Source organism: Peribacillus sp. S4, from assembly GCF_046715815.1.
GTDB classification, from domain to species: Bacteria; Bacillota; Bacilli; order Bacillales; family DSM-1321; genus Peribacillus; species Peribacillus frigoritolerans.
Genome location: NZ_CP175708.1, coordinates 5,284,015 through 5,304,449, shown reverse-complemented (window position 1 = coordinate 5,304,449; position 20,435 = coordinate 5,284,015). Strand labels below are relative to the sequence as shown.

Annotated in this window: 23 protein-coding genes and 1 riboswitch; of the genes, 22 read left to right on the top strand and 1 reads right to left on the bottom strand. The window is 42.6% G+C overall.

The genetic code is table 11. The annotated features are described in order from the left end of the window. Positions 1–100: 100 nt before the first annotated feature. From flgM to sinI, 15 genes are all read left to right on the top strand, one after another. Positions 101–364 carry a flagellar biosynthesis anti-sigma factor FlgM gene (flgM, locus tag ACJ9PY_RS25525; RefSeq protein WP_063574691.1) on the top strand — a complete coding sequence of 88 codons (264 nt, stop codon included), beginning with the start codon at positions 101–103 and terminating at the stop codon, positions 362–364. A gap of 80 nt (positions 365–444) precedes the next feature. Continuing rightward, positions 445–933, top strand: coding sequence for a flagellar protein FlgN (locus ACJ9PY_RS25520; RefSeq protein WP_411739255.1), 489 nt, complete (start codon positions 445–447; stop codon positions 931–933). Between the two features lie 31 nt (positions 934–964). Next, positions 965–2,524, top strand: coding sequence for a flagellar hook-associated protein FlgK (flgK, locus tag ACJ9PY_RS25515; protein WP_411739254.1), 1,560 nt, complete (start codon positions 965–967; stop codon positions 2,522–2,524). Between the two features lie 15 nt (positions 2,525–2,539). Then, on the top strand, positions 2,540–3,418 hold the full coding sequence (gene flgL / locus ACJ9PY_RS25510) for a flagellar hook-associated protein FlgL (RefSeq protein WP_411739253.1): 879 nt from the start codon (positions 2,540–2,542) through the stop codon (positions 3,416–3,418). Between the two features lie 41 nt (positions 3,419–3,459). Next, positions 3,460–4,038: a DUF6470 family protein gene (locus tag ACJ9PY_RS25505; RefSeq protein WP_411739252.1), complete on the top strand. Its 579-nt coding sequence runs from the start codon at positions 3,460–3,462 to the stop codon at positions 4,036–4,038. 11 nt (positions 4,039–4,049) lie between these two features. After that, positions 4,050–4,493 carry a flagellar assembly protein FliW gene (gene fliW / locus ACJ9PY_RS25500; protein WP_411739251.1) on the top strand — a complete coding sequence of 148 codons (444 nt, stop codon included), beginning with the start codon at positions 4,050–4,052 and terminating at the stop codon, positions 4,491–4,493. Next, positions 4,493–4,726 carry a carbon storage regulator CsrA gene (csrA, locus tag ACJ9PY_RS25495; RefSeq protein WP_034315661.1) on the top strand — a complete coding sequence of 78 codons (234 nt, stop codon included), beginning with the start codon at positions 4,493–4,495 and terminating at the stop codon, positions 4,724–4,726. The genes fliW and csrA overlap by 1 nt, the downstream gene beginning before the upstream one ends. Positions 4,727–4,864: 138 nt before the next feature. After that, entirely contained in the window at positions 4,865–5,770 is a 906-nt protein-coding gene (gene hag / locus ACJ9PY_RS25490; protein WP_411739250.1) for a flagellin Hag, read from the top strand. Between the two features lie 840 nt (positions 5,771–6,610). Next, entirely contained in the window at positions 6,611–6,973 is a 363-nt protein-coding gene (gene flaG, locus ACJ9PY_RS25485) for a flagellar protein FlaG (protein WP_053087395.1), read from the top strand. Positions 6,974–6,987: 14 nt separating this feature from the next. Continuing rightward, positions 6,988–8,499, top strand: a complete 1,512-nt coding sequence (locus ACJ9PY_RS25480) for a flagellar hook-associated protein 2 (RefSeq protein ID WP_411739249.1) — start codon at positions 6,988–6,990, stop codon at positions 8,497–8,499. 24 nt (positions 8,500–8,523) lie between these two features. Continuing rightward, positions 8,524–8,925, top strand: a complete 402-nt coding sequence (gene fliS, locus ACJ9PY_RS25475) for a flagellar export chaperone FliS (RefSeq protein ID WP_098864861.1) — start codon at positions 8,524–8,526, stop codon at positions 8,923–8,925. Then, positions 8,925–9,269, top strand: a complete 345-nt coding sequence (locus ACJ9PY_RS25470) for a flagellar protein FliT (RefSeq protein WP_411739248.1) — start codon at positions 8,925–8,927, stop codon at positions 9,267–9,269. Before fliS ends, ACJ9PY_RS25470 begins: the two co-directional genes overlap by 1 nt. Positions 9,270–9,521: 252 nt before the next feature. Continuing rightward, positions 9,522–10,079, top strand: a complete 558-nt coding sequence (gene hpf, locus ACJ9PY_RS25465; protein ID WP_048684017.1) for a ribosome hibernation-promoting factor, HPF/YfiA family — start codon at positions 9,522–9,524, stop codon at positions 10,077–10,079. Positions 10,080–10,368: 289 nt separating this feature from the next. Further along, entirely contained in the window at positions 10,369–10,551 is a 183-nt protein-coding gene (locus tag ACJ9PY_RS25460) for a hypothetical protein (RefSeq protein ID WP_152607932.1), read from the top strand. 158 nt (positions 10,552–10,709) lie between these two features. Next, positions 10,710–10,795, top strand: a riboswitch (cyclic di-GMP riboswitch). Between the two features lie 30 nt (positions 10,796–10,825). Continuing rightward, positions 10,826–10,966, top strand: coding sequence for a DNA-binding anti-repressor SinI (sinI, locus tag ACJ9PY_RS25455; RefSeq protein WP_082854487.1), 141 nt, complete (start codon positions 10,826–10,828; stop codon positions 10,964–10,966). Positions 10,967–11,112: 146 nt separating this feature from the next. Here sinI and ACJ9PY_RS25450 read toward each other — a convergent pair whose 3' ends face one another. Continuing rightward, entirely contained in the window at positions 11,113–11,436 is a 324-nt protein-coding gene (locus ACJ9PY_RS25450; protein ID WP_057278132.1) for a helix-turn-helix domain-containing protein, read from the bottom strand. A 419-nt stretch (positions 11,437–11,855) separates the two neighbouring features. Between ACJ9PY_RS25450 and secA the strand changes: the two genes are divergently transcribed. The 7 genes from secA to ACJ9PY_RS25415 all read left to right on the top strand — a co-directional run bounded on the left by secA (position 11,856) and on the right by ACJ9PY_RS25415 (position 20,378). Then, complete coding sequence (secA, locus tag ACJ9PY_RS25445) at positions 11,856–14,369, top strand: preprotein translocase subunit SecA (RefSeq protein ID WP_369315133.1); 2,514 nt, start codon at positions 11,856–11,858, stop codon at positions 14,367–14,369. A 149-nt stretch (positions 14,370–14,518) separates the two neighbouring features. Continuing rightward, positions 14,519–15,617 (top strand): peptide chain release factor 2 gene (gene prfB / locus ACJ9PY_RS25440; RefSeq protein WP_411739247.1). Its coding sequence is split into 2 segments (ribosomal slippage): positions 14,519–14,581 and positions 14,583–15,617, totalling 1,098 coding nucleotides; the frame shifts between segments, so codons are not numbered across the junction. Positions 15,618–15,773: 156 nt separating this feature from the next. Then, positions 15,774–16,637 (top strand): YitT family protein, encoded by an 864-nt coding sequence (locus ACJ9PY_RS25435; RefSeq protein ID WP_411739246.1) that lies wholly within the window; start codon positions 15,774–15,776, stop codon positions 16,635–16,637. Positions 16,638–16,686: 49 nt separating this feature from the next. Then, positions 16,687–17,031, top strand: a complete 345-nt coding sequence (gene cccB / locus ACJ9PY_RS25430) for a cytochrome c551 (protein ID WP_057278129.1) — start codon at positions 16,687–16,689, stop codon at positions 17,029–17,031. A gap of 292 nt (positions 17,032–17,323) precedes the next feature. After that, positions 17,324–18,010 (top strand): cell division ATP-binding protein FtsE, encoded by a 687-nt coding sequence (gene ftsE, locus ACJ9PY_RS25425; protein WP_034309898.1) that lies wholly within the window; start codon positions 17,324–17,326, stop codon positions 18,008–18,010. Beyond that, entirely contained in the window at positions 18,000–18,893 is an 894-nt protein-coding gene (ftsX, locus tag ACJ9PY_RS25420) for a permease-like cell division protein FtsX (protein WP_063574694.1), read from the top strand. The genes ftsE and ftsX overlap by 11 nt, the downstream gene beginning before the upstream one ends. A gap of 93 nt (positions 18,894–18,986) precedes the next feature. Continuing rightward, positions 18,987–20,378 carry a murein hydrolase activator EnvC family protein gene (locus ACJ9PY_RS25415; RefSeq protein WP_057278128.1) on the top strand — a complete coding sequence of 464 codons (1,392 nt, stop codon included), beginning with the start codon at positions 18,987–18,989 and terminating at the stop codon, positions 20,376–20,378. Positions 20,379–20,435 lie beyond the last annotated feature (57 nt).

Genomic DNA, 20,435 nt, shown 5'->3' with positions numbered 1-20,435 from the left:
AAAGATAGGGAGAATAACACAGTCCAGAGCCATTTTCATGTGTTAAGGAATCGAAACATAATGGGATTTATAAAATCGACCGAAGGAGAGGATCTGGAATATGAAAATCAATAACGTCGGTATGACAGGTGTTAACCCTTATAATCTTCAAGCCAATAAAACGGGGAATATCAAGGAATCCAAGGTCAAATCCTCGGATAAAGTTGAAATTTCTTCAGCGGCAAAAGAAATGCAGCAAGAATCGAAGATGATTGCTGCAAGACAAGCAAAAGTGGATGAACTGAAAATCCAGATTGAAAAAGGAAATTATAAATTGAATGCACAAGCCACGGCTAAGGGTCTCATCGATTTTTACCGAAAATGAATTTTCCATGAAAAAGAAGCTTGAATGAAGTGGACGGAGCTAGTTTCCGTCCTTCATTTATGAGCGGAGGAGGCAGCGAAATGACTGCACGGAACATCATCGGATCGCTTGAAAAATTGATCAAGCTTCATAAAAGCTTGAATCAATTGGCGATAAGAAAAACGGCCATTTTGAAAGCGAATGATACCGAGGCGATTACTGCCCTGCTGATTTCGGAACAAAAGCATATTAAAGCGATCAGCCAAACGGATAAGGAAAGAGAAAGGGCAGTCGAGGAATTTCTTGCAGCCAATGGAACGGCGGGACAGCCTGCCTCCATCCATACCGTGACGGGACTGACAGGACCAGAAGAAACGGAAGTCCTTAAAATGCTAAAAGCGGCATTGATCGATGAAGTGGCAAAGCTGAAGGAGCGGAACGGTTTAAATCAGCAATTGATCTATCAGTCCCTTCAATTCATCAATGTCTCTTTGGATATGCTGAGACCTCAGCACCAGAACCTGAATTATGGGGGTTCGGTTGGGAAAACGGCGAAAATAGGCATGGGAATGTTTGATTCCAAAGCATAAGAAGCAGAAAAAAAGATGGAGGTGCGAGCAAATGATTTCAACCTTTATGGGTCTTGAGACCGCCAAACGCGGATTATCCACCTCTCAAGGGGCCTTGTATACAACAGGAAATAACGTGGCCAATGCCAATACATTAGGATATTCAAGGCAGCGGGTCAACTTGGTCCAGACGTCGGGCTTTCCTACTGTCGGTTTGAACAGCCCGCGCGTTGCCGGTCAAATCGGGACAGGGGTGGCAGCTGAAACGGTTCAGCGGATCCGCGACAGTTTCCTGGACGCACAATACAGGACACAAAGTAATAAAATCGGTTATTACGGGGCCATGAGCGAATCCCTGACGAAAATGGAAGGCATCATGAACGAACCGACCGACAGTGGATTGGCCGCCACGATGGAGAAGTTCTGGAATTCGCTGCAGGGGCTGACGGCGAATACGGAAAACTCAGGGGCGCGTGAAGTCGTTGCCTCGACGGGCGTCATGGTCGCGGATACCCTAAACTACTACTATAACTCGCTAACGAACGTTCAAACGGATATCGGCAATCAGATAAACGTCAAAGCGAACGAAATCAATACGCTCATCAGCAGTATTGATCAGCTTAACCAACAGATCAGCAAAGTGGAGCCGCATGGTTATATCCCCAATGACCTTTATGATAAACGTGATGTGCTCGTGGACAATCTCTCACAGCTTGTCAGCATTAAAGTGAATAACGTCATTCCGACGAATTACGGCAGAGCCAGCGATGTGGCCACAGGGCTATACAACATCGAATTGATGCAAGAAGACGGTTCGTCTTTTGTGCCGCCCATCAATCTGGTCAGTGTTAACCAAACCGGGATGGTGGGAACTTCGAAAGTTGAAGTTAGCCATGATAAAACGACAGGCATGGTGGACGGATTGAAGTTTGGTTCGAAAACATTGACCGATTACAATTTCTCGGGGGAACTGTCCGGTTTGATCAAAAGCTTCGGCTATAAGAAGGCTGATGGCACGACCGGCGGCGCTTATCCTGATATGCTGAAAAAGCTCGATAATATGACGGCGGCTTTCGTGAATGAGTTCAATGCCATCCATAAACAAGGGTATGCCTTAGGTGATGGCAACACTTCAACTTTGAACTTCTTTGAACTTGAACCTGGTAAGAGTGCCGCCCAAAGCATCAAGGTGAATGGTGAAATCGTGAAGGATCCCACAAAAATTGCCGCAGGCGGAAAAAGCGGAGGGGCATCCGGGGATAATGAAAATGCCAAACTCCTGGCTGACCTGAAAAAGAAGGCGTTCAGTGAGTACTCGACCAAAGACCAAAACTCTGACGAATTGACGGGAAGCTTCGACACCTATTATTCCGGTATCATCGGAAAGCTTGGTGTGGATTCCCAAAGCGCCCAAAAGAACCTTTCCAACTCTGTCGTGCTTGCTGCTTCGGTTAACCAAAATAGGGATTCCGTCAGTTCCGTATCCCTTGATGAAGAAATGACGGACATGATCAAATTCCAGCAGGCCTACAACGCATCTGCAAGGATGATGACGATGATGGATGAAATGCTAGACAAAATCATAAACGGAATGGGTATAGCAGGCCGATGATAGGAGGGGACGAATATGCGGGTAACACAATCGATGCTAACCAATAATATGCTGAGCAATTTAAGCAGCAGTTACGAAAAGATGTCCAAGCTGCAAGAACAGGTTTCATCTCAAAAGAAGTTCTCCAAGCCATCCGATAACCCTGTTGCGGCCATGATGGGAATGGGGTACAGGACAAGCCTCAATCAAATAGGGCAGTATCAAAGTAACATTGCCGAAGCGACCAATTGGATCGACAGCACGGATGATGCCATTACTGAAAGTGTCTCCGCCATGCAGCGGATTCGTGAATTAACCGTTCAAGGCAGCAATGGCACGTATGAAGGGGAACAACTGAAAACCATTACTGAAGAAATTAAACAATTAAAAGAACATCTCATAACTCTTGGCGACACACAGATTGGCGGAAAGTACATTTTCAACGGCCAGGATACGAATGTAAGACCATCGTCTGTTAAAGATGCTAATGGAAATACCGTGTATGGCACAGGGGACATAAACCTTGAAGTGTTTTCCGGGATTTCCCTTAAAATCAATACGGACGGTTCCAAGATTTTTGGTGATGCACTAGCGGCCGGCGGAAGCATCGACCAGACAATCGAGGCACTGGAAAACGGCGGCGACGTGACTGGCACGCTGGAAGGACTTGACGCAACGATAAATACGTTTTTAGGCATGCAGGCACAGGTTGGCGCAAGGCAAAATCGGATTGAGCTGATGACGGACCGTCTCAAGCAGCAGGAGGTATTTGCCACTGAAATCCTTTCAAAAAATGAGGATGTCGATATCGAAAAGGCGATCATGGATTTGACGACCCAGGAAAGTGTCCATAGTGCGGCATTAAGTATCGGCGCAAAAATCATGCAGCCGAGTTTATTGGATTTTCTTCGCTAAGCTATTCTTAAATGGATAGCTTTTTTCTATAAGGAGAATTGATGATGCAGATTCCGCAAATTAGATTGCAATCCAACCCAATGAAGATTGGATTGAATATAGATCAGCCTGTGCAGCAAATCGAACAGAAGGCGGCTGTCCAATCCATTCAACAGCCGCAAGCGATCATGGAGATTCAAACGACCCAAGGCAAGCTGACGATCGATCAGTCACAAGCAAGGGAAGACATGGATTTGAAAAGCCTCTCAAGAAGAGTTGATGAATTTGCGCAGCAGGGATATCAGGATTGGCTGGCGGGTATGGCAAGACGTGCCCAGCAGGGGACGGAGCTGATGCATATTGAAAAAGGCGGTAATGCACTCGCTGAACAGGCCAGGCAAAACAGCAAGGGACCGGAGAAGAAGTTCAATCTCGGCTGGATTCCCTCGCATTTCAGCGTGAAGCTCGACTACCAGCCAGCGGAAGTGAAGATTGAAGCAACCGCCCAAAAACCGATCATTGATGCTCAAGTCAATAGGGTGAACCATACATACACACAAGGCAGTGTGAATGTCGAAATTCTACAAAAAAATGCGTTGGATATAGATTTCATCAATTTATACCCGGATGAGATAAGGTAGTGAAAACATAGATGATCCTACAAACAAAATTTCATGGCGAACTCGAATTGGCAGAGAAAGAGATTTATGTATTTGAAAGCGGGATACCAGGATTTTTAGAAGAAAAAGAGTTTTGCTTGCTAGCTTTGGATGACACGCCCTTTTTCGTCCTGCAATCGATAGAAACAAAAGAGCTTGCCTTCATTGTGACAGATCCTTTTGAAGTGTTTCCTGATTATGAAGTGAAGCTTACGGATGAGGTGTTATCTTCTTTACAAATAGAAACGGAACTGGAAGTCATTACTTTCGTCATCTTGACGATTCAGGACCCTTTCAATGAAACGACTGCGAATCTCCAGGCCCCAATCATCATAAACGGCCCCAAAAAAGTCGGAAAGCAATTCATCATGAATGCTAGTGAATACCGTACAAAGCACAAACTTTTTGATCCTCCAGCCGAACAGGAGGGGAAATGATGCTCGTATTGACCAGAAAACCGAATGAAGCGATCATGATTGGCGATGATATCGAAATTACGATCCTGTCCATTGAAGGGGATCAGATCAAACTCGGGATCGATGCCCCGAAAAACGTCGATATCCATAGGAAGGAAATCTACCTGTCCATTCAGCAGGAAAATAGAAAAGCCTCCAAAACAGAAACCAATTTTCTGGAAGGCATAAATGAGTATTTCAAGAAAAAATCGTAAAATCCGCTAAATATGTTTCCAAGCAGGTCGATATTAAGTATACAACGATGGGCAGTGAAATAGGCGGCCGACTTATTCACTGCCCATCGTAAACAACCACATGGACGTGGGGACTTAAGACTCAAGGAGGAAACAAAAATGATCATCAATCACAATATCTCAGCTCTAAACACGCACCGTCAATTATCAAGTGCAACGAATGCACAATCAAAATCAATGGAGAAACTAGCTTCAGGCATGCGCATCAACCGTGCAGGAGATGACGCAGCCGGTCTAGCAATCTCTGAAAAAATGCGTGGACAAATCCGCGGATTGGACCAAGATTCCCGTAACTCACAAGATGCCATCTCTTTAATCCAAACTGCTGAAGGTGCATTAAACGAAACGACTGACATCCTTCAACGTATGCGTGAACTTGCTACACAAGCAGCAACGGACACTAATACAACAAACGACCGTGGAGAAATCCAAAAGGAAATGGATTCATTAACATCTGAAATTAACCGTATCGGTAATACTACTGAATTCAATACTCAGAAACTATTGAACGGTTCTAAGGATACAGCTACCGCTGGAACCGGCCTTCAATTCCAAATCGGAGCTAACGAGAACCAAAGCCTGACACTTGAAATTGGTGATATGCGTGCTGCTGCTCTTGGATTAACCGGTACTGCTGGTGATACAGGATTCACGGCTGCTAATGGGGTGAGTGACGGTACTAACTCTACCCCTGGTGAAGCTGGACTAGATGTTTCTACTGCTGCTAATGCTTCAGCTGCAATTACAGCAATCCAAGGAGCAATCGATACAGTATCAGCTGAACGTTCTAAACTAGGTGCTAACCAAAACCGTTTAGAGCATACGATCAACAACTTAGGTACTTCTTCTGAAAACCTGACAGCGGCTGAATCACGTGTTCGTGATACAGATATGGCTAAGACAATGATGGAGCAAACCAAAAACTCTATCTTGGCGCAAGCATCTCAAGCAATGCTAGCTCAAGCCAACCAGCAACCGCAGGGCGTTCTTCAGTTACTTCGTTAATTGAATAGTTAGCCTAACAAGAAGGGTCTGACACTTGTGTCAGGCTCTTTTTTTTTGTACTGATTGAAGGGTGCAAGGAACACTGCGATGTAGAAAAAAAAGAGATTACTGCCCCTTAAAAAGGAAGGGATCATTCGTCATGTCACCAAGGAACCTTATGGCTACAATCCTAATAGAGTATGATGGTACTGCAAAATACATAGCTGATGTAATGTGTATGGTACAAATGACTGGTGAACACAGCTATCAATCCCAAGCTGGATGGGATATATCAATTTTTAGTATGTTCGCTGATTATTTGAATAGAAAGGGAAGTCCTAAACAAGATTGTAGGTAAAGGGCTTTCTATCTACATATTAAAACAAAGTTGATTGGAACGGAAGGTACGAGACTCCTGCGGGAATGCGCGTCCAAGGGAGACCCCGCAGGCGCAAAGCGCCGAGGCGGCTCCCGGACCGCCCGCGGAAAGCGAGTGCCTGGAGAGGAAATCAACGGTCACAGTATAAAATCCTCAAAACGTGTGGGCAATTGGGTTTCCATCTTAGATTTCATGGAGATCTGATTGGAACGGAAGGTACGAGACTCCTGCGGGAATACGCGTCCAAGGGAGACCCCGCAGGCGCAAAGCGCCGAGGAGGCTCACCGGACCGCCCGCGGAAAGCGAGTGCCTGGAGAGGAAATCATCGGTCAAATTTTAATGGTTGACTCCAGATATTTTTCTGGAGTTTTTTTTATAGACTCTCTAGTCTGAAGTTGAAACCAAAGTCAAACCTTCGCACTAAATATAAAACTGTAAGAACCGATATAAGAAGTAAAGATATCCTATTGGGGGCTATTTAGATGCTGGAGAGTTTATCCACGAATATTCTTTCCTCACAACTTAGAACAGCAATCTCGGAAGGAATCAGTTCTTATTATCAGCGTGAAATGAATACACTTGCCTATTCGGAACAAAGAGTGGAATCTACTGTTGAGCCTTCACAAGAAAAGGTGCGGGAAATGGTGGATAGTTTGAACACCTTCCTGAATCCGACACATACGGCCGTTCGTTTTGAATATCATGAGAAGCTGAATGAGTATTATGTCAAGGTAGTGGATGATGTGACGGATGAGACGATCAGGGAAATTCCCCCGAAGAAGTTATTGGATTTCTATGCGGCAATGACGGAGTTTGTCGGCATAATGGTGGATGAAAAAATATAAGCGGGTGATCAATTATGGTACGAATCAGTGGTTTAGCAAGCGGGATGGACATTGATGAATTAGTTAAGAGCATGATGCAGGCAGAACGGGTGCCATTGGATAAACTGACACAGAAAAAGCAGTATTCCGAGTGGCAGCGGGATGATTACCGTTCGATGAATACAGCTTTATCAGAATTGGATACGCTCATTCGTGATGGAATTGGGAAGCAGTCTTCCTTCATTAAAAAGAAGGTAATGGTATCGAATCCAGATGCTGTATCAGTGAAAAATGTGAATTCAACCAGTGATTTTTCCGGGAATATAAAAGTGAATGGGCTTGCCAAGGCAGCAACCATGACAAGTACGGAAAAATCTGCTGTTACCGAACCCAAAAAGAAATTATCGGAATTGGGTATCACGACCCCTCAAGATATTACGATACTGGCCATCAATAAGGATGGCGGTTTTGATACGGAAGTAAAAGATGGAGCAACAGTGGAAAAACCGTATACACTTACCCTTAATGCGGACGATACGTTAGAGAGTGTCATAAATAAAATTAATGCTAACTCGGGAGTGACTCTATTTTTCGATGGGACGTCCCAGAAATTTTCCATCACTGCTAAAAATACCGGTGATGCAAAAAATCGGCCTGAAATTGAGTTAGGGGGTACTGGAGAATTCTTCAATGTGCTAAAAATGAGCAGTGACAATGAAGGGGCTGGCGGCACAATAGGAGAAAATGCATCGATTACTTATAATGGCCTGGACATTTCCCGGCCTTCGAATACGTTTCAGATTAATGGAGCGGAAATAACGGTAAAGCAAAAAACGGCGGATACAGTCACATTCTCATCAACGGCTGATGTCGATGCCATCCTGGACACGATCACTCAGTTTGTGAATAAATACAATGAAGTCATTAAAAAGGTTCAAGATAAAACGGGTGAAGCGAAATATCGCTCCTTTACCCCGCTTACCTCTGAGCAAAAAAAGGCAATGACAGAGGATGAAGTGAAGCTGTGGGAAGAAAGAGCGAAGAGCGGAACGTTAAAAAGCGATTCTACCTTAAAAGGTCTCCTGACCACAATGAGGACATCCCTATACACTTCGGTGGACGGAATCACTGGAAAAAACAATCTCAGCAGTTTGGGAATCACCACCACCAAGAATTATTTGGAAGGCGGTAAATTAACGATTGATGAGGACAAGCTCCGTGCAGCCATTAGTGAGGATCCGAATGCGATCTATGATATGTTCATGGCCAATGGGTCGGAAAAGAGCGACAAAGGGCTCGCACGCCGGTTAAGGGATGATATAGAATCATCCATGAAGGCGATTACTGAAAAAGCCGGGAAGGCCGGATATGTTAATAACAATTTTACAATCGGAAAATTGGTTGATGGGCTGGATAAGAAGATTTCAACATTTGAAGCCAAGTTAACGAAATTGGAATCGCGCTATTACAACCAGTTCACGGCGATGGAAAAAGCAATTCAAAAGGCAAACAGCCAAAGTGCATCGTTAGCTTCTTATTTTAGTTAAGGTATGTCGGAAAGGAAGTTAAATATGGCAATGAATAACCCATATCAATCGTATCAGCAAAATTCAGTCAATACAGCATCACCGGGAGAGCTTACATTAATGCTTTATAATGGCTGTTTGAAGTTCATCATGCTTGGGAAGAAAGCCATTGAAGCAGGAAATATCGAAGTGAAGAATACGAACATCATCAAGGCGCAAACCATTATCCGTGAATTGATGGTGACGCTGAATATGGATGCGGATGTATCCAAAGATATGATGAGTCTGTATGATTTCATGAACCGCCGTTTGATCGAAGCGAATATGAAAAATGACGTTTCTGCTTTGGAAGAAGTGGAAGGACTTGTTACGGAGTTCCGGAATATGTGGAAGGAAGTAATTCAGATCAACCGGAAAAAACAATTCACCCAAAGCGGTCAGGTGTAATGGTGATTAGAGCCTTTCATGATTTGACTGCTGAATTACTTGCCGTACTGGAAGATCGTACGATCACAGAGCGTGATGTTAAAATAGAAAGGGTTACAAAGCTGATCGATCGGCGGGATGGACTCCTTTCTCAAATCAAACCGCCTTTTACTGGTGAGGAGCAGCAGATGGGACGTGCAGTCCTGTTGCTCAACCAACGGGTCAATCACTTGCTGAAGCTCCAAAAGCAGGAGATACAGCGGGATATCCAGGAAATGAATAAGAAGAAAAAGTCCTCCAATAAATACACGAATCCGTATGAAAGTCTATCAGTGGATGGCGTGTTCTATGATAAAAGAAATTGATTTCCTTCCATTTTGGAGTCCAAATGGTTTCGATGTTAAATATTTTTAAATTTTCTGTAAATAAAATAGGCTTAATTTTTTCTTTCTAGCATAGCATTTGATATAATGAAGCTAGGGCAGACATCAACCCTTTCCAAACCTTCCGACAGTTGTTTCATTATTTCGACATATTTCATGATGTGTTTCTAAAAGGAACCGGAGGGGTATTGTAGAATCTAACTGTATAGTCTTAATTTAAGGAGGACTCACTTTATGAATTACAACGTACGCGGTGAAAACATTGAGGTAACTCCAGCAATTCGAGAATACGTCGAAAAGAAAATTGGCAAGTTAGAACGATATTTTAACAATACACCAGATGCAAATGTGTTAGTCAATTTAAAAGTGAACAATAATACATCAAAGGTCGAAGTGACGATTCCCATGCAGAATTTGGTTCTTCGCGCTGAAGAGGAAAATGCGGATATGTATGCTGCCATTGATTTGATCAATGATAAGCTTGAACGCCAAATTCGTAAACATAAAACGAAGGTCAATCGCAAGTTCCGAAACAATCTATCGACTACACCCGATGCATTCGCCTTCAATACGGAAGCTGACGAAGTGGTGGATGAATTCGAAGACGATAATGATATTGAAGTGGTCCGCAATAAACGCTTTGATTTAAAGCCAATGGACAGTGAAGAAGCGATTTTACAAATGAATATGCTTGGTCACAGTTTCTTTGTTTACACGAATGCGGATACTAATACAACAAACGTAGTGTACCGCCGAAAAGATGGACGCTATGGATTGATTGAACCTAGTTAATTATTATTCTAAGATCAAAAGCACAGCCCAGCCTCTGGGTTGTGCTTTTTTGCATGTTGATAGAATCCGTTAGAACGTAAAAATGATTGTTTCTTTTGGTTCTCTAAAAAAAACACAAAGATCACTTAAAAGAACAAAATTTGTTCTTCATTGAGATAAATGGTTAACAATTTTACCTATTCAAATCCCCTTATCTTTTGCACTATATTCGAATCGCCAGTTCTTTAAAAGGAACAATAAGTTATTTGTAGAAAACAATTTGATCAAGGTGCAGAGGGGGTTGGATTATTTGTATCGAAAGAATTGCCATACATGCCATAGGGCTTCTTTTAGCAGTGCGGAATATGGAAAGTGGCTTTGCCCGACCTGCGGTGAGGATTTAACTTCGCAAAAAGCCCACGATGCACTTACAATCGAAAGAATCAATACACCCCAAAGAAATTTTAAGAAGAGCAAAACGAAATTGAATTAGTCTATGAAAAATCACCTGAACTTCAAATTTTCTTAATATTGTAATATTTTGTCGGATGAAAGTTTTTGCATTTATGTGGATTACCGACATAAAATAGCAATATATGGAGTGCGTATCCGTTATAATATGATTATAGGTAATGTATTTGGTAATAAATACCACGGCAAAGGCAAACTCCTTGAAAAATGAGGGCGCAAAGGCACAGGTCTAAGGTCCTTTTGACTATGATGGCTGGTCTGCCTGAAATACAAGAGTATTTTAGGAGGTAGAAGAGGTGGCTAATGTGGAACTGGATCAAGAATGGGTGAAATTGATTTCTGAAGCAAGAAGCTTGGGTTTCAAAAAAGAGGAAATCATTGCTTTTTTGAAACGGGAAAGCCCTGAGGCAATTTTTGAGGAGAACGATGGAAAATAGGTTCCGAACAAATTCGAGAACATCCCTATAAACAGTGGTTCGATTCATAGCTGTTTATAGGGTTTATTCTTCCTTGGGATTCTTGTGAGTCTAGCTTATTCACTGTATTCTTCAGGATTATGTAGGTAAACTAGTGCACTACCACTCTACTCTTCTTTATCTTTTCTCCATTTATTAAATTCGATGAATTCCCTGAATTGTTGTTTTGAGACACCCGAATTCATGGCTTCCTCAACGATTCTCATCCAGTCATTGTCCAAGGTTTCCTTATTTGGTGCATCGTAAAGCAGGGCATCAACAGGGATGTTAAGTACGGAGGAGATTTTTTCAAGAAATTGAATAGAAGGATTCGTTTGTAAGTTCCGCTCGAGCGAACTTAAATAAGACTTTGCAACACCTGCTTTATCGGCAAGTTCAGTCATCGACATTTTCTTTTCTTCTCGCAGTTTTTTTACACGTTCACCAATCATCAATACCACCTCGAAACATGTTCTATTTATTTTCCGCTAATAAGTTTCGGCAGCCCACCTTATCATTCAAAACATGACGCCTGTAAGGTTGGATTACCTTGACATGCTATCTCTAGAGAGGACACAGCATCTAGTGATGGAAGGTTATGGATAATTCACATTTGCATATGGAATAGTGGGGAGTTTGCAACATATTTTTTATACTTTCTCCTATTTTAACAGTTTTACTCCTCATTAATCCATTGTTTTTCGCAAGAATTGCATTCAGGTCTATACCAGCGAAGTGACATGAAGTTGTACCTCTATGATAGAAGTGGTAAAATTAAGCGTGCATTAGTAATAATAGAAGGTGTGTTTCTTCTTACTTATATGAATTTTATCATTGAACGATCATTACCATAATAGAGGAGCGTTATTGAATGCTTAATATATTAAATAAAGTTTTTGATCCGAATAAGCGAGAAATCAAACGTTTAGAAAAAATCGCCGATCAGGTCGAAGCGCTGGCTGATGAGACTGCTGCGTTTTCGGATGAACAGTTGCGTGCCAAAACGGAAGAGTTTAAAGAGCGTTATCAAAATGGGGAAACCGTTGATGATTTGCTTGTCGAGGCTTTTGCGGTTGCGCGTGAAGGGGCAAAGCGTGCTCTGGGCTTATATCCTTACCGTGTTCAAATCATGGGTGGGGCATCCCTTCATGATGGAAATATCTCCGAGATGAAAACAGGGGAAGGTAAAACCTTAACATCCACGATGCCGGTTTATTTAAACGCACTTACCGGTAAAGGTGTACATGTCGTTACCGTCAATGAATACTTGGCACACCGTGATGCCACCGAAATGGGTGTATTGTATGATTTCCTCGGTTTGACCGTCGGGTTGAATTTGAACAGTCATTCTAAAGAAGAAAAGCAGGCAGCGTATAATGCTGACATTACGTACAGTACGAATAATGAGTTAGGTTTTGATTATCTTCGTGACAATATGGTGTTATATAAAGAACAAATGGTACAGCGTCCGCTGCACTTCGCTGTCATCGATGAGGTCGATTCGATTTTGATTGATGAGGCGAGAACGCCATTGATCATTTCCGGTTCGGCACAGAAATCGGCTCAGCTTTATATCCAGGCCAATGCGTTTGTAAGAACCTTAAAGAAAGATACGGACTACACATATGATGAAAAGACAAAAGGTGTTCAGCTGACGGAAGATGGGATGAATCGAGCTGAAAAAGCGTTTAATATCGATAATTTATTCGATATTAGTCACGTTACTTTGAATCATCATATCAATCAGGCGTTAAAGGCTCATGTTTCCATGCATTTGGATGTGGATTATGTCGTCCAGGAAGGCGAGATAGTCATCGTTGACCAATTCACCGGCCGTTTGATGAAAGGCCGCCGTTACAGTGAAGGTCTCCACCAGGCAATCGAAGCGAAAGAAGGACTTGAAATTCAAAATGAAAGCATGACTCTTGCGACGATTACATTCCAGAACTATTTCAGGATGTATGAAAAACTTTCAGGTATGACCGGTACAGCCAAAACGGAAGAAGAGGAATTCCGCAATATTTATAATATGAATGTCATTGCGATCCCGACAAACAGGAATATCATCAGGGATGACAGGGCAGATCTTATATATGCGACAACTGATGGGAAATTCAAGGCTGTTGTGGAAGACATCGCCGAACGTTATACAAAGGGTCAGCCTGTGCTTGTCGGTACGGTTGCCATCGAAACATCTGAGGTCATATCTGCCTATTTATCCAAAAAAGGCATCCCTCACGATGTTTTGAATGCCAAGAACCATGAGCGTGAAGCGGAAATCATTGCGAATGCGGGTAATCAAGGCTCAGTTACGATCGCTACTAACATGGCAGGTCGCGGTACGGATATCAAGCTTGGTGAAGGTGTCAAGGAGCTTGGGGGCCTTGCTGTCATCGGCACGGAACGTCATGAAAGCAGGCGTATAGATAACCAGCTGCGTGGCCGGTCCGGCCGTCAGGGTGATCCAGGGGTCACTCAATTCTATTTATCAATGGAAGATGAATTGATGCGCCGCTTCGGTTCGGATAACATGAAAAACATGATGGCACGCCTAGGTATGGATGATTCCCAGCCAATTCAAAGTAAAATGGTGACAAGGGCCGTTGAATCCGCACAGAAACGGGTCGAAGGCAATAACTTCGATTCACGTAAGCAATTACTGCAGTATGATGATGTTCTCCGTCAACAACGGGAAATTATCTATAAACAGCGTTTTGATGTCATGGAAAGTGAAAACTTACGTGAAATCGTCGAAACGATGATCACGGCATCCATCCAGCGAAATGTTGTCGCGTTTGCTCCAATGGGCGATGAGGAAGGCTGGAATTTACAAGGCCTTGTCGACTACCTGAATGGTAACCTATTCAATGAAGGTTCAATCACTGTGGCTGATTTGGAAGGGAAAAACGAATCGGAATTGGTTGAGTTCATTTTAGCAAAAGTGAAAGAAGGCTATGACCAAAAAGAAGAAGAGCTATCTGAAGAACAAATGCGTGAATTCGAAAAAGTAATCGTTCTTCGTGCAGTCGATAGTAAGTGGATGGACCATATTGATGCAATGGAGCAGCTGCGCCAAGGGATCCACCTTCGTGCTTATGGCCAAATCGATCCGCTTCGTGAATATCAATCCGAAGGTTTTGCGATGTTTGAAGCGATGATTGCTTCAATGGAAGATGAAGTCGCGAAATACATCATGAAGGCTGAAATCCGCAACAATTTGGAACGTAAGGAAGTCATAAAAGGACAAGCGGTCAATCCGAAGGAAGAAGACGGGGGAAAAGTGAAAAAAGCCCCTGCCCGTAAAAAGGAAGACGTTGGAAGAAATGCGTTATGCCCATGCGGCAGCGGTAAAAAATATAAGAATTGCCATGGCAATTTAGGCTAAAGTTAGGTGTATAATGAAGATGAGACGGTTAAGTCCAAGGCTAGCCGCCTCTTTTCATGTTTAGTTTGCATATAATGAAGAGGTTTATTGTAATGAAGGGAATCCCTCTTCAGGGATTTTTTTTAACATACTTAATGAGGTGAAGAGAAATGGAATTAGCAGAAATAAGAAATGAACTTGAACGGACAGCGCAGCGATTAACGGACTTTAGGGGGTCTCTTTGACTTAGATGAAAAAGAGGCACGAATCGCACAGCTAGAAAATGAGATGACACATCCCGATTTTTGGAATGATCAGCAAAAAGCACAAACTGTCATCAATGAAACGAATGCTTTGAAAGAACAAGTCAATCAATTGTCCGACCTGAATGAATCATATGAAAATCTGGATTTGACATATGAATTAGTGAAAGAGGAGAATGATCAAGAACTTTTAGCTGAGCTGGAAGAAGAAATCACGGTTCTTGCACAAAAGATGAATGACTTTGAACTTCAACTTTTATTAAGTGAAGAATATGACTCGAAAAATGCCATTCTTGAACTGCATCCTGGTGCAGGCGGTACGGAGTCCCAGGATTGGGGTTCCATGCTGTTGCGCATGTATACAAGATGGGGTGAAAAAAGAGGCTTTAAAGTGGAAACCCTTGATTACCTTCCAGGTGATGAAGCTGGGATCAAGAGTGTCACTTTAATTTTCAAAGGCCATAACGCCTATGGTTATTTGAAAGCGGAAAAAGGGGTACACCGTCTTGTCCGTATTTCTCCTTTCGATTCCTCAGGACGACGCCACACTTCATTCGTTTCATGTGAAGTCATGCCGGAATTCGATGAGACGATCAATATAGAAGTACGCACGGAAGATTTGAAAATCGATACGTACCGGGCAAGTGGTGCAGGTGGTCAGCATATCAATACAACGGACTCGGCGGTCCGGATCACCCATTTACCTACGAACACCGTGGTAACGTGCCAAAACGAGAGATCTCAAATCAAAAACAAGGCCCAGGCCATGAATATGCTGAGAGCCAAATTGTATCAACGTGAAATTGAACAGCAACAAGCGGAATTGGATGAAATCCGCGGGGAGCAAAAGGAAATTGGCTGGGGAAGCCAAATTCGTTCTTATGTTTTCCATCCGTATTCCATGGTTAAAGATCACCGTACTAGTGCGGAGACCGGAAACTTGGGAGCTGTCATGGATGGGGATATCGATATGTTCATTGATGCGTACTTGCGTTCCAAATTATAAGATCAGCCAGTCGGACCGGTTTCCCCGGTCCGGCTTTTTTTATGATTTCCCTTTTTAATGAATCTTCTGGCTGACATTTACAGGATTGAAAAGGGATGCTCTACCTCGTTCGGCCAATACTAGATAATAATGATGGTTCGAGGAGACTTATGCAAAATGAAGAGAAGATACAGGGAGCAGAGGCATCCTTTCATTCAAAAGTTAACGGAGTATGGATTGGTGATTGTCGGTTCGTCCATAATTGCCATTGGTTTTAATGTGTTTTTACTGCCTAACCAGGTCGCATCCGGAGGGGTCAGCGGGATTAGCACGATTCTCAGGTCAACTCTCGGTTGGGAACCGGCTTATGTTCTTTGGGGTTTTAATATCCCTTTGTTCATTGCGGGGCTTATTATCCTCGGAAGGCATTTCGGAGCCAAAAGCCTGATTGGAACCTTGTTCCTGCCTTTAGTGGTATTTCTGACAAAGGATTGGGAGGCATGGACGAATGATGCATTGCTTGGTTCGATTTGCGGGGGGATGATGGTCGGGCTTGGGCTGGGGATCGTCTTTCGGGGCAAGGGTTCCACTGGGGGGACCGATTTGGCGGCACAGATTTTCCATAAATATTCCCATCTGTCATTGGGGACCTGTGTGGCTGTCATTGATGGAATCATCGTTTTAAGTGCTGCCATCGTTTTTGATATTGAAAAAGGCCTTTATGCATTGATTGGACTATATGTGACAAGCAAGACGATCGACCTTGTCCAGATTGGATTGAACCATTCGAAGATGTCACTGATCATCACGAATAAAGAAATGGAAGTAAGGGATGCTATCATACATGAGCTGGACCGGGGTGTAACAGGCATATCCGGGTATGGCGGCTATACGGATGATACTCGTCCAATTTTGATGTGCGTAATAGACCAGTCGGAATTCACCAAATTGAAACAATTGGTGAAACTCGTTGACCCTAAAGCGTTTGTAATTGTAATGGACGCTTCGGAGGTACTTGGGGAGGGTTTTAAACTGGATTGAAATTGGTATAATGTTCTTGTGCTGGTATAAATCAGAGGGGGTAAGTTCAATGAAAATGAAGTGGTTAGCCTTAGTTCTGGGTACTTCTTTGGCCTTGGCTGCATGCGGTGGGAACGATGATGCTGCAGATAAAGAGCCTGCAAGTGAAAATAACGAAACGACTACGGCAGGTGCCGGTGATGCCGCAAAAATTTATGAAAACAAATGTTCAAGCTGCCATGCAGTGAATCTTGAAGGCGGCGTGGGACCGAACTTGACGAAGGTAGGTTCCAAGCTATCAAAAGAAGACATTGAAAAAGTCATTGCGAATGGTCAAAGCGGCGGAATGCCAAAAGGTATAATCAAGGGCAAGGAAGCGAGCATGGTCGCTGAATGGCTTGCTGAACATAAATAATGATTAATGAAACGTTCTGCTTAGCGGGACGTTTCATTTAGCCTCCATTAAACCCTCGAAACAACTCACGATCAACCACTTATCAAGCAATCAAATCCTGGAATTATTACATAGATGTTGATATATGTCTAACTGAAATGAAACTGTAATATTTTTTATGCTTAATTTGACAAAATATGATGTTATAATGTTTCTGTGCTCAAGTAAGGGAGATTCCTGTCAGATTTCAGTGAAAATTGTCGAAAAGCTGTAGATACATAGTGATAATCCAAGCAAATTAGGTGGTTTTAGAATGATAGAAATGATAGATGTGAAAAAGACATACCCAAATGGCGTAATTGCCATTAATGGTATCAATGTGAAAATAAAGCCTGGCGAATTCGTTTATGTAGTGGGTCCGAGCGGTGCCGGAAAATCGACCTTCATCAAAATGATGTATAGGGAAGAAAAGCCTACAAGCGGTAATATTTTGGTCAATGGTGTAAGCCTGCCAAGTATCCGCAATTCGAAAGTTCCTCTATTCCGCCGTAATATCGGTATGGTATTCCAAGATTTTAAACTCCTTCAAACATTCACTGCATATGAAAATGTTGCTTTTGCCATGGAAGTTATTGAAAAGGAACCAGAAGAAATCAAAAAGAGAGTCATGGAAGTTCTTGATCTGGTTGGCATTAAACATAAAGCGAGAATGCTTCCTTCCGAGTTATCTGGTGGGGAACAGCAAAGGGTTGCAATAGCCCGTTCGATCGTCAATGATCCCAAGGTAGTCATAGCCGACGAGCCTACAGGTAACCTTGATCCCGAAACATCATGGGAAATCATGAACATATTCGAAGAAATTAATAAACGCGGAACTACACTGGTCATGGCCACACATAATAGGGACATCGTCAACAATATTAAACGACGTGTCATTGCCATTGAAAGTGGAAAAATAGTTCGCGATGAACATCGAGGTGATTACGGATATGAAATTTAGAACATTGCTCCGTCACTTCCGTGAAAGTTTTAAAAATATTGGCCGTAATGGATGGATGACGTTTGCTTCTGTCAGTGCAGTAACGGTCACTCTAACTTTGGTTGGCGTCTTTTTAGTGCTCATGATGAATTTAAATCATATCGCGGGAAATGTGGAGAAAGATGTCGAAGTTCGTGCACATATTGATAATGCGGCGAATGATGACGATATAAAAGCTATCGGTAAGCAAATTACGGAGATAAACGGTATCGAATCAGTGATTTTCTCTCCAAAAGATGAAGAGCTTACTAATTTAATAGATGATTTAGGAGATAATGGTGATGCTTTTAAACCATTTGAACAGGATAACCCATTAAGGGACGTTTATGTTATCAAAACGAAATCTCCGCAAGATGTCATCAAGGTGGCAAAGAAAATCGAAGGTATGGAATATATCCAAAGTGTTAAATATGGACAAGGCTACGTCGAGAAGCTATTCAGCTTTGTTAATATTGCTAGAAACATAGGGATCGTTCTTATTGTAGGCTTACTATTTACTGCAATGTTCCTGATTTCGAATACGATTAAAATTACCATTGTAGCCAGAAGAAAAGAAATTGAGATCATGAGATTGGTAGGAGCGACGAATACATTCATCCGTTGGCCATTCTTCTTGGAAGGACTTTGGTTGGGAGTCCTCGGTTCCATCATTCCGATAGGACTGATTGCAGTACTCTACTATAATCTTTATAAATATGCAGCACCGCAGATTACGTTCAAATTCATAGATTTCCTGCCTGCAAATCCGTTTATTTATCAAGTATCGGCCATCCTCATCGTAATTGGTGCGGTTATCGGAATATGGGGCAGCTTGATGTCAGTCAGGAAGTTCTTGAAAGTTTAAATTGTATCTTTACTCGAAAGCCAAAAGTAGCCAGACATAAATAGAGAGACGTTACAAGGCAAGGATGTAACGGGTTGAAAGGGGAAATGAAACGTGAAAAAAAATATCATTGCCATGAATGCCTCCATCATGATCGGGTTGGGAAGCATTCTGGCGGCACCTTCGGTTTATGCTGAGTCTATATCGGATTTAGAGAAACAGAAAGAATCCATCCAGGAAAAACGTTCAGGTGTTGAATCGAATATTTCCGACACGGAAAAGAAAATCGATAGCCTGCAGGATAAGCAAATGACAGCAGAAGACCAAATAGCTGCCATTGAAGCGAAAATCGCAGAGTCCGCAAAAAAAATCGATGCTAAAAATGCTGAAATTACACAAACGAAAAAAGAAATCGAGGCATTGAAAGAAGAGATAAAAGTATTAAAAGAGCGGATCGCGAAACGTAATGAAGTATTGAAGGAAAGGGCACTTTCTTTCCAGGAGACTGGCGGGGACGTGAACTACCTTGAAGTATTATTCGGATCATCCAGTTTTGGGGATTTAGTTGACCGTGTCGGAGCTGTAGCGACAATCGCTGAAGCCGACCGCGATATTTTAAAGCAGCATGAGCTGGATAAAAAGGATCTCGAAGAAAAGCAAAAAGCCGTTGAAACGAAGCTTGCCAGTTTAGAAGTGGCAAAAGCTGAACTATTGGAAATTCAAAAGCAACAAAAACAGCAGAAGCAAGAAAAGGATGCATTGGTTAAAAAATTAAAGCAACAAACTGAAAAGCATGAACATGAGAAGATGGGTCTAGAGGAAGAAAAAGCGAATCTTGCTGCTCAAGAAAAAGCCATCAAATCAGCCATCAGCTTGGAACATCAACGTCTTGCCGAATTGGAAGCAGCTCGTAAAAAAGCGGCAGCCGAAGCGAAAAAACGTGCAGAGCAAGAAGCTGCACAAGCGGCTGCACAAGCAGCATCACAAGCATCACAGGCAACCGAAACAAAAAAACAATCCACTTCTTCAGGATATAGTGCAAAAAGCAACAGTTCATCATCATCTTCACCCGCTTCGTCTAATGTAAGTCAAGCGCCAGCCGTTTCATCGGGTACTTTCACTAGACCTAGTGCAGGGTATGTATCTTCAACAATGGGTGAACGCTGGAATAAACAGCATGCCGGCATCGATATAGCTGCTAGTGGAACGGTTCCGGTTGTAGCGGCAGCCGACGGGGTCGTAAGCCGTTCTTACTTCTCAAGTACATACGGTAATGTCGTCTTCGTTACCCACTCGATCAGCGGTCAGCAATGGACTACTGTGTATGCACACTTAAGTTCTAGACAAGTAGGCGAAGGTGCTGTAGTTGCCAAAGGTCAACAAGTAGGCATCATGGGTAACACAGGCCATTCCTTCGGTCAGCATTTACACTTTGAGCTACATAAAGGCCCATGGAATTATAGCAAGTCAAATGCTGTTAATCCATTAAACTATGTAAATATCTAATACCCAATATATCAATTGAAAAACAGACAAGGATAAATTCCTTGTCTGTTTTTTTAT

Excerpts from the sequence above, each read along its gene's own strand:
- hpf (WP_048684017.1), top strand. The coding sequence starts at position 9,522 with ATGAATTACAACGTACGCGGTGAAAACATTGAGGTAACTCCAGCAATT.
- ACJ9PY_RS25435 (WP_411739246.1), top strand. The coding sequence starts at position 15,774 with ATGAAGAGAAGATACAGGGAGCAGAGGCATCCTTTCATTCAAAAGTTA.
- ACJ9PY_RS25480 (WP_411739249.1), top strand. The coding sequence starts at position 6,988 with ATGGTACGAATCAGTGGTTTAGCAAGCGGGATGGACATTGATGAATTA.
- flgK (WP_411739254.1), top strand. The coding sequence starts at position 965 with ATGATTTCAACCTTTATGGGTCTTGAGACCGCCAAACGCGGATTATCC.
- csrA (WP_034315661.1), top strand. The coding sequence starts at position 4,493 with ATGCTCGTATTGACCAGAAAACCGAATGAAGCGATCATGATTGGCGAT.
- hag (WP_411739250.1), top strand. The coding sequence starts at position 4,865 with ATGATCATCAATCACAATATCTCAGCTCTAAACACGCACCGTCAATTA.
- ACJ9PY_RS25520 (WP_411739255.1), top strand. The coding sequence starts at position 445 with ATGACTGCACGGAACATCATCGGATCGCTTGAAAAATTGATCAAGCTT.
- secA (WP_369315133.1), top strand. The coding sequence starts at position 11,856 with ATGCTTAATATATTAAATAAAGTTTTTGATCCGAATAAGCGAGAAATC.
- flgM (WP_063574691.1), top strand. The coding sequence starts at position 101 with ATGAAAATCAATAACGTCGGTATGACAGGTGTTAACCCTTATAATCTT.
- fliS (WP_098864861.1), top strand. The coding sequence starts at position 8,524 with ATGGCAATGAATAACCCATATCAATCGTATCAGCAAAATTCAGTCAAT.
- ACJ9PY_RS25505 (WP_411739252.1), top strand. The coding sequence starts at position 3,460 with ATGATGCAGATTCCGCAAATTAGATTGCAATCCAACCCAATGAAGATT.
- ftsX (WP_063574694.1), top strand. The coding sequence starts at position 18,000 with ATGAAATTTAGAACATTGCTCCGTCACTTCCGTGAAAGTTTTAAAAAT.
- ftsE (WP_034309898.1), top strand. The coding sequence starts at position 17,324 with ATGATAGAAATGATAGATGTGAAAAAGACATACCCAAATGGCGTAATT.
- fliW (WP_411739251.1), top strand. The coding sequence starts at position 4,050 with ATGATCCTACAAACAAAATTTCATGGCGAACTCGAATTGGCAGAGAAA.
- flaG (WP_053087395.1), top strand. The coding sequence starts at position 6,611 with ATGCTGGAGAGTTTATCCACGAATATTCTTTCCTCACAACTTAGAACA.
- cccB (WP_057278129.1), top strand. The coding sequence starts at position 16,687 with ATGAAAATGAAGTGGTTAGCCTTAGTTCTGGGTACTTCTTTGGCCTTG.
- ACJ9PY_RS25450 (WP_057278132.1), bottom strand. The coding sequence starts at position 11,436 with ATGATTGGTGAACGTGTAAAAAAACTGCGAGAAGAAAAGAAAATGTCG.
- ACJ9PY_RS25470 (WP_411739248.1), top strand. The coding sequence starts at position 8,925 with ATGGTGATTAGAGCCTTTCATGATTTGACTGCTGAATTACTTGCCGTA.
- flgL (WP_411739253.1), top strand. The coding sequence starts at position 2,540 with ATGCGGGTAACACAATCGATGCTAACCAATAATATGCTGAGCAATTTA.